The following is a 7,149-nucleotide window of genomic DNA, read 5'->3' on the forward strand; positions in this document are numbered from 1 at the left end:
CCCGGCGGCGCGTCTGGAGCGTGCGGTGGCCCGCGACGGCGAGGACACCCGGCCGCACCTGGCGGCGTGGCAACGGTTCGAGCGCGGCTGGTACGCGGTGGACCTGACCGGTGGCCACGCGACCCACCGCGTGGCCACGACCGACGTCATTCCCCGCTGGTGACGCACCGGCCGACACGGTCGCTCACCGGAGCGAGGCGCGGAGCCTACGGTTTCCGGGCCAGGCCGCCGGTCATGAACCGCACCCCCACGGTCGTGGGATCGGTGACGAGCTCGTCGGGCCGCCACATCGGCAGCGGAACGAGGCCCGGGGGCAGCAGTTCCAGACCGTCGAACTGCCGGGTGAGCTCGGACGGGGTGCGCACCCTGCCGGTGCCGAGCTGCTCAAGCAGGACCCGCTCCAGCTCGGCGCTCTCCGGTGTGTCGCCGAGCCGGGTGAAGTTGGTGATGAAGAACAGCGAACCGGACGGCACCGCGTCGCGCAGTGCGGCGACGATCCCGTTCGGGTCCTCCTCGTCGAGGATGTGGTGCAGGATTCCGCACAGCATCACGCAGACCGGCTTCTCGAAGTCGATCAGTTCCCGGATGTCGGGATGGTCGAGTACCTCGCGGGGTTCGCGGATGTCGGCGGTCACGACCCGGGTCCGCTCGCTGTCCGCCAGGATCGCCCTGCCGTGCACGAGCACGATCGGGTCGATATCGACGTAGACCACCCGGGCGTTCGGGTCCGCTTCCTGTGCGACCTCATGGGTGTTGCCCACGGTCGGCAGTCCCGAACCGAGGTCGAGGAACTGGGTGACCCCCTCCTGTTCGACGGCGTGGCGGACCACCCGGCGCAGCATCGCCCGGTTGTGCTGCGCGATCTCCTTCAGCTCCGGCATCACGTCGAGGCTCGCGTGCGCCACCTGGCGGTCGACCGCGTAGTTGTCCTTGCCGTCGAGCATCACGTCGTAGACACGGGCGGCGGTGGGGACCCCGTCGTCGAGAACCACGACGTCGGGGGACGTGCCGCCTCCGTTGTCGTGCTCCGGACCGTCCGCGGTCGCGTTCGTGCTGGCCTGGTCGTCAGAGGGCATCCGAACCGTCCCTTTCAGCGCGTACCGTGCCGGATGATCGTAATCACGGGATCGCGATCGGTCACGAACGGGCGCCCGGGATCGCCGCGGAGGATCGGGTCAGGGATCCGCGATCAGGGTAACGACTACCGGCATGCTCGCTACATAGCGTGACTGACGCGAGCTATTTTCGATCACATCGGGCGATGTCGTGTCAGGATCGTAACTTCCGGGGGTTAAGTGAACGTCCGATAACCGCTAGGGTCCCGACATCCGCCACGTCCGGACAGGGCGTGGGTTCGAACCGCTGTTCGCTCAAGAGGTGTCAACATGCATCAGTTGCGGGTGGGCCGATGGCGCCGCGCAGCCCTGACCGGGCTCGCGGGCGCGCTCGCGTTCTCCATGGCCGCGTGTGCCGAGTCCGACCGGGGATCCGGTGAGGGTGGCGACACGTTCGTCTTCGGTGCCGCGGGCGCCCCGGCGAACTTCGACCCGTTCTACGCCTCCGACGGCGAGACGTTCCGCGTGACGCGGCAGATGTACGAGAACCTGGTCGGCATCAAGCCGGGCACCGCCGAGCTGGAGCCCGAGCTGGCCAAGGAGTGGGAGGCCACCAACGACGAGGGCACGACCTGGAAGTTCGCCCTCCAGGAGGGCGTGACCTTCCACGACGGCACCCCGTTCGACGCCGAAGCGGTCTGCGCCAACTTCGAGCGCATGTACAACCAGACCGGTGCGGGCGCCTCCGCGGCGCTGTCCTATTACTGGATCAACAACTTCGGCGGGTTCGCCGAGGACGACAAGGACTCGCTGTACAAGTCCTGCACCGCGACCGGTGAGCACACCGTCGAGCTGGAGCTGACCCGGTTCACCGCGGACTTCCCGACGATGCTGAGCCAGGACGCCTTCGCCATGCAGAGCCCGACGGCGATGGACGAGCACAAGGCCAACGACGTCAAGGCCCAGGGCGACAGCTTCGTCTTCTCCGAGTACGCCCGGAAACACCCGACCGGGACCGGGCCGTTCACCTTCGGTTCGTGGGACGAGGCGAACGGCACGATCACCCTGAACCGCAACGACGACTACTGGGGTGAGCCCGCCAAGGTGGACGAGCTCATCTTCCGCGTGATCCCGGACGAGACCGCCCGCAGGCAGGCGCTGGAGGCCGGCGACATCGACGGCTACGACCTGCCGTCGCCCGCGGACTGGGCCGCGCTGAAGGAAGCGGGCTTCGACGTCAAGATCCGGGACCCGTTCAACATCCTGTACCTGGGCATCACCCAGAAGAACAACCCGGCACTGCAGGATCTGAAGGTGCGCAAGGCACTGGCGTACGCCCTCGACCGGCACAACCTCGTCAGCTCGATCATGCCGGAGAACTCCGAGGTCGCCAAGCAGATGTACCCGGACTCGGTGGACGGTTACGCCGAGGACGTCCAGGAGTACCCGCACGACCCGGCCAAGGCCAAGCAGCTGCTGGCCGAGGCCGGACACGAGGACCTGACGGTCGAGTTCTGGTGGCCGACCCAGGTCACCCGGCCGTACATGCCGAACCCGGAGGCCGTCTACGGCGCGCTCCGCCAGGATCTCGAAGAGGCCGGCATCACCGTCGAGGCGGTCAGCAAGCCGTGGACCGGCGGCTACATCGACGACGTCGAGGAATCCCGGGCGCAGCTGTTCCTGCTGGGCTGGACCGGTGACTACAACTCGCCGAACAACTTCCTCGGCAGCTTCTTCAACGACCCCGAGGGGCAGTTCCACACCGCCTCGTCGCCGTGGGGTGCCAAGCTCGCCCAGGAACTCCAGGACGCGAACTCCATCGTGGACGACGCGGAACGGAAGGCGGCGTACCAGGAGATCAACCGGAAGCTGATGTCGGAGTACCTGCCCGCGATCCCGCTGTCGCACTCCCCGCCCGCCATCGTGGTGGCGCCCGAGGTCGAGGGGCTGGTGCCCAGCCCGTTGACCAAGGAGGAGTTCGCCACGGTCAGCATCGGCTCGGAGTAAGAACCGACACGTGCTCCGTTACACCGTCCGACGGGTACTGCAACTCGTACTCGTCATGTTCGTCCTGTCCGTCCTGCTCTTCGCGTGGCTGCGGGCACTCCCGGGAGGGCCGGTCTCGGCCCTGCTCGGGAACCGCGGCACCGCGGAGAGCAGGGCGGAGCTGCGCCAGACCCTCGGGCTCGACGAGCCGATCATCGTGCAGTACTTCGCCTTCCTCGGGCGGGCACTGAGCGGCGACTTCGGCACCTCGACCGGTGTCTCGCCCGGCAAGCCCGCCTCGGAACTGTTCCTCGAACGATTTCCCGCCACCGTCGAACTGAGTCTCGCGGCGATCCTCATCGCGCTGGTCACCGCGATTCCGCTCGGCTACATCGCCGCGCGCAGGCGCGGCGGGTGGCTGGACAACCTGGGCATCATGGGTTCGCTGGTCGGGATCTCCATCCCGATCTTCTTCCTGGCGTTCCTGCTCAAGTACGTGCTCTCGATCGAGCTCGGGATCCTGCCCACCGGCGGCAGGCAGAGCGTCGGACTCGACGCGACCCGGGTGACCGGGTTCTTCGTGCTCGACGGTCTGCTCACCCGGGAGTGGGACGCCGCACTCGACGCGCTGGTGCACCTGCTGCTGCCCGCGGCCGCGCTGTCCTCGATCCCGTTCGCGGTGATTTTCCGGATCACCCGCGCGTCCGTGCTGGACGTGCTGGACGAGGACTATGTGCGCACCGCCCGCTCGAAGGGGCTGGCGAGCCGGGTGATCCGGGACCGGCACATCATGCGCAACGCGATGCTGCCCGTGGTCACCACGATCGGCCTGCAGACCGGTGCGCTGTTGTCGGGGGCGGTGCTCACCGAGACCGTGTTCGCCTGGCACGGCATCGGCGAGGCGCTGGCGCTCGGATTCGAACGCAAGGACTTCCCCGTGCTGCAAGTGGTCATCATCGCCGCGGCGTCGGCGTACGTGCTGGTCAACCTCGTGGTCGACCTCTCGTACGCGCTGATCGACCCGCGGATCCGGTCGGCACAGAAGGTGGGGTCGTAACTCATGGCCTCGTCCCGTGCCACGAAGATCGACCGGCTCGCCGAGACGGCGGGCCGGTCCCCGGCGGGCGGCACCGGCTCCGGTGTGGAACCGGACCCGTCCGGCGGCGCCGAGGGGGTGAGCCTGGCCGTCTCGGCCTGGCGCAGGCTGCGGCGCAATCCGTTGTTCCTGGTCGGTGCGACGATCATCGGATTGTTCGTGCTGCTGGCACTGTTGGCACCGCTGCTGGCCCCGCACGATCCGGGATTGCGGATGCTGGAGGAGCAGGTCTCCAACGCCCGCAACGAGATCCCGCCCCCGCAGCCGGGGCATCCACTCGGTGGCGACCAGTACGGCCGGGACCTGTTGTCCCGGGTGCTGCTCGGTTCGCAGCAGACGTTGATGGTGGCGGTGCTGGCCACGATCATCGGACTCGGCGGCGGCCTGGTGCTCGGCACCCTCGCGGGCGCGTTCGGCGGCTGGGTGGACACGTTCGTCATGCGCGTGGTCGACGTGCTGCTGTCGATCCCGTCGCTGCTGCTGGCGGTGTCCATCGGGGCGTTGTTCGCGCAGCAGACGCAGTTCTCGGTGATCCTGGCCGTCGCGATCGTGCAGATACCGATTTTCGCGCGGCTGCTGCGCGGCACGATGCTCAGCGTCCGGGAGAGCGACCACGTGCTCGCCGCGCGGGCGCTCGGGGTCCGGCGCGGCGCCATCGTGTTCCGGCACATCCTGCCGAACTCGCTGGGACCGGTGATCGTGCAGTCCACTCTGGTGCTGGCCATCGCGATCCTGGACGCCGCCGCGCTGTCGTTCCTCGGCCTCGGTGCGGCGGACGACTCGATACCCGAATGGGGACAGATGCTCGGCAACGCGCAGGACTACTTCGACTCGCAGCCACACCTCGCGTTCTGGCCCGCGGCCTGCATCGTGGTGGTCGCGCTCGGGTTCACGCTCGTCGGCGAGTCCCTGCGGGAAGCCCTCGACCCACGTCAGAGGCGGTGACCGGCGATGGCACTGCTCGAAGTCCGGGACCTGTCGGTCACCTTCCACCGCAGGGGCGAGCCGTCCACCACCGCCGTGGACTCGATCAGCTTCGACGTCGAGCCCGGCCGCACGGTCGGGCTGGTCGGTGAGTCCGGGTGCGGCAAGTCGGTCACCTCGCTGGCGTTGATGGGTTTGCTGCCGTCGGCCGGTGTGGAGATCGACGGTTCGGCCCGGTTCGCGGGCGAGGAACTGCTCGGCCTCTCCGCGAAGGAGATGGACACCCGGCGCGGGCGCGATCTCGGCATGGTGTTCCAGGATCCGCTGTCCTCGCTGAACCCGGTCGTGGAGATCGGGGTGCAGCTCACCGAGGTGCTGCTGCGGCACCGGGACCTGACCCGGAAGCAGGCGAAGGCGGAGGCCGTCGAGCTGCTGGGCCGGGTCGGCATCCCGGACCCGAAGCGCCGGGTGCGGGAGTACCCGCACCAGCTCTCCGGCGGGATGCGGCAGCGGGTGCTCATCGCCATCGCGCTGGCGTGTGCGCCGAAGCTGCTCATCGCCGACGAGCCGACCACGGCGCTGGACGTCACGATCCAGGCGCAGATCCTGCGGCTGCTGCGGGATCTGGTGGCCGAGACGGACACCGCGCTCATCATGATCACGCACGACCTCGGGGTCGTGGCGGGGCTGTGCGACGAGGTCAACGTCATGTACGGCGGGCGGATCGTCGAACGTGCGCAGCGGCACGCGCTGTTCGCCGAACCGCGCCACCCGTACACCCACGGCCTGCTGGCCTCGATCCCGCGGTTGACCGCGCCGCGCGGGGAGAAGCTGGTGCCGGTGCGGGGCTCGGTGGCCGACAACATCCCCTGGTCACAGGGGTGCGCGTTCGCGCCGCGGTGCCCGAACGCGGTCGAGGCCTGCTGGACCGACGCGCCCGGGCTGGCCGACGACCGGGGTGGGATGCTGCGTTGCCACAACCCGGTCGAAACCGGGGCCGCGGTGGCGGAGGGAGCACGATGACGACGGAATCCACGACCACGGACCACACCCCGGCCTCGCCGACCGACGTGGACGAGGGCGGGGAACTGCTCGCGCTCGACGACGTGACGGTGCACTTCCCGATCAAGAGCGGGGTGCTGTTCGACCGCACCGTCGGCCACGTCTACGCGGTGGACGGGGTGAGTCTGCGGGTGAACCGGGGTGAGACCTACGGCTTGGTCGGCGAGTCCGGGTGCGGCAAGACCACCCTCGGCCGGGCGCTGCTGCGGCTGATCGAACCCAGCGGGGGCCGCATCACCTTCGACGGCGACGACCTCTCCGCCCTCAAGGGGGAGTCGCTGCGGCGTACCCGCAAACGCATGCAGATGGTGTTCCAGGATCCGCTGTCCAGTTTGGACCCGCGGCAGTCGGTGGAGTCGCTGCTGATCGAGGGGATGCGGGCGCACGGACTGGACACCGACCGGGAGTCCACCCGGCAGCGGCTGGTCGAACTGCTGGACGCGGTCGGGCTGCCGCGCACCGCGCTGCGCAAGTACCCGCACGAGTTCTCCGGCGGCCAGCGGCAGCGCATCGGCATCGCGCGGGCGCTGGCGCTGCGGCCGGATCTGATCGTCGCCGACGAGCCGGTGTCGGCACTGGACGTGTCGGTGCAGGCCCAGGTGCTCAACCTGCTGGAGGAGCTGCAGGAGGAGTTCGGTCTGACCTACGTCGTCATCGCGCACGACCTGGCCGTGGTGCGGCACATCTCCGACCGGATCGGCGTGATGTACCTGGGCGCGCTGGTGGAGGAGGCCGACGCGGACTCGCTCTACGCCGAGCCGCGGCACCCCTACACGAAGGCGCTGCTCTCGGCGGTCCCGGTGCCGGACCCGACGGTGGAGGACACCCGGGAGCAGATCCTGCTCACCGGCGACCTGCCGTCACCGTCGGACCCGCCGAGCGGCTGCCGGTTCCACACCCGCTGCCCGTGGCGGCAGGAGACGCTGTGCGACACCGACCGCCCGCACCTGCGGGACCTGGGCGACGGACACCGCGTGGCCTGCCACTACGCCGAGGACATCCTGGCCGGCCGCCTGTCCCCGCGCT

At 69.3% G+C, this 7,149-nt stretch carries 6 protein-coding genes and 1 pseudogene; 6 read left to right on the plus strand and 1 reads right to left on the minus strand.

Annotation, left to right across the window (positions count from 1 at the left end; translation table 11 throughout):
- Window positions 1-163 (plus strand): annotated as a pseudogene (locus SACHA_RS24210) (uridine kinase); the annotation flags it as partial.
- Between the two features lie 43 nt (window positions 164-206).
- Here the strand turns inward: SACHA_RS24210 and SACHA_RS0100090 are convergent.
- The gene (locus SACHA_RS0100090) at window positions 207-1,076 is read right to left on the minus strand and encodes an SAM-dependent methyltransferase (protein WP_019806216.1); all 870 of its coding nucleotides are present in this window, start codon (window positions 1,074-1,076) and stop codon (window positions 207-209) included.
- Window positions 1,077-1,385: 309 nt separating this feature from the next.
- Between SACHA_RS0100090 and SACHA_RS0100095 the strand changes: the two genes are divergently transcribed.
- The 5 genes from SACHA_RS0100095 to SACHA_RS24720 all read left to right on the plus strand — a co-directional run.
- The gene (locus SACHA_RS0100095; RefSeq protein WP_019806217.1) at window positions 1,386-3,062 is read left to right on the plus strand and encodes an ABC transporter substrate-binding protein; all 1,677 of its coding nucleotides are present in this window, start codon (window positions 1,386-1,388) and stop codon (window positions 3,060-3,062) included.
- Window positions 3,063-3,072: 10 nt separating this feature from the next.
- Window positions 3,073-4,098 (plus strand): ABC transporter permease, encoded by a 1,026-nt coding sequence (locus tag SACHA_RS0100100; RefSeq protein WP_019806218.1) that lies wholly within the window; start codon window positions 3,073-3,075, stop codon window positions 4,096-4,098.
- A gap of 3 nt (window positions 4,099-4,101) precedes the next feature.
- Window positions 4,102-5,082, plus strand: coding sequence for an ABC transporter permease (locus tag SACHA_RS0100105; RefSeq protein ID WP_019806219.1), 981 nt, complete (start codon window positions 4,102-4,104; stop codon window positions 5,080-5,082).
- A 6-nt stretch (window positions 5,083-5,088) separates the two neighbouring features.
- Window positions 5,089-6,084 carry an ABC transporter ATP-binding protein gene (locus SACHA_RS0100110; RefSeq protein WP_019806220.1) on the plus strand — a complete coding sequence of 332 codons (996 nt, stop codon included), beginning with the start codon at window positions 5,089-5,091 and terminating at the stop codon, window positions 6,082-6,084.
- Window positions 6,081-7,149 (plus strand): ABC transporter ATP-binding protein (locus tag SACHA_RS24720; protein WP_019806221.1); only part of this gene is annotated, 1,069 nt, incomplete at its 3' end. The genes SACHA_RS0100110 and SACHA_RS24720, both read left to right, overlap by 4 nt.

This window comes from Saccharomonospora halophila 8 (assembly GCF_000383775.1).
In the GTDB taxonomy this organism is placed as follows: Bacteria; Actinomycetota; Actinomycetes; order Mycobacteriales; family Pseudonocardiaceae; genus Saccharomonospora; species Saccharomonospora halophila.

What these genes read in the sequence shown, in the direction of transcription:
- SACHA_RS0100110 (WP_019806220.1), top strand. Translation starts at nt 5,089, where the DNA reads ATGGCACTGCTCGAAGTCCGGGACCTGTCGGTCACCTTCCACCGCAGG.
- SACHA_RS0100095 (WP_019806217.1), top strand. Translation starts at nt 1,386, where the DNA reads ATGCATCAGTTGCGGGTGGGCCGATGGCGCCGCGCAGCCCTGACCGGG.
- SACHA_RS0100105 (WP_019806219.1), top strand. Translation starts at nt 4,102, where the DNA reads ATGGCCTCGTCCCGTGCCACGAAGATCGACCGGCTCGCCGAGACGGCG.
- SACHA_RS0100090 (WP_019806216.1), bottom strand. Translation starts at nt 1,076, where the DNA reads ATGCCCTCTGACGACCAGGCCAGCACGAACGCGACCGCGGACGGTCCG.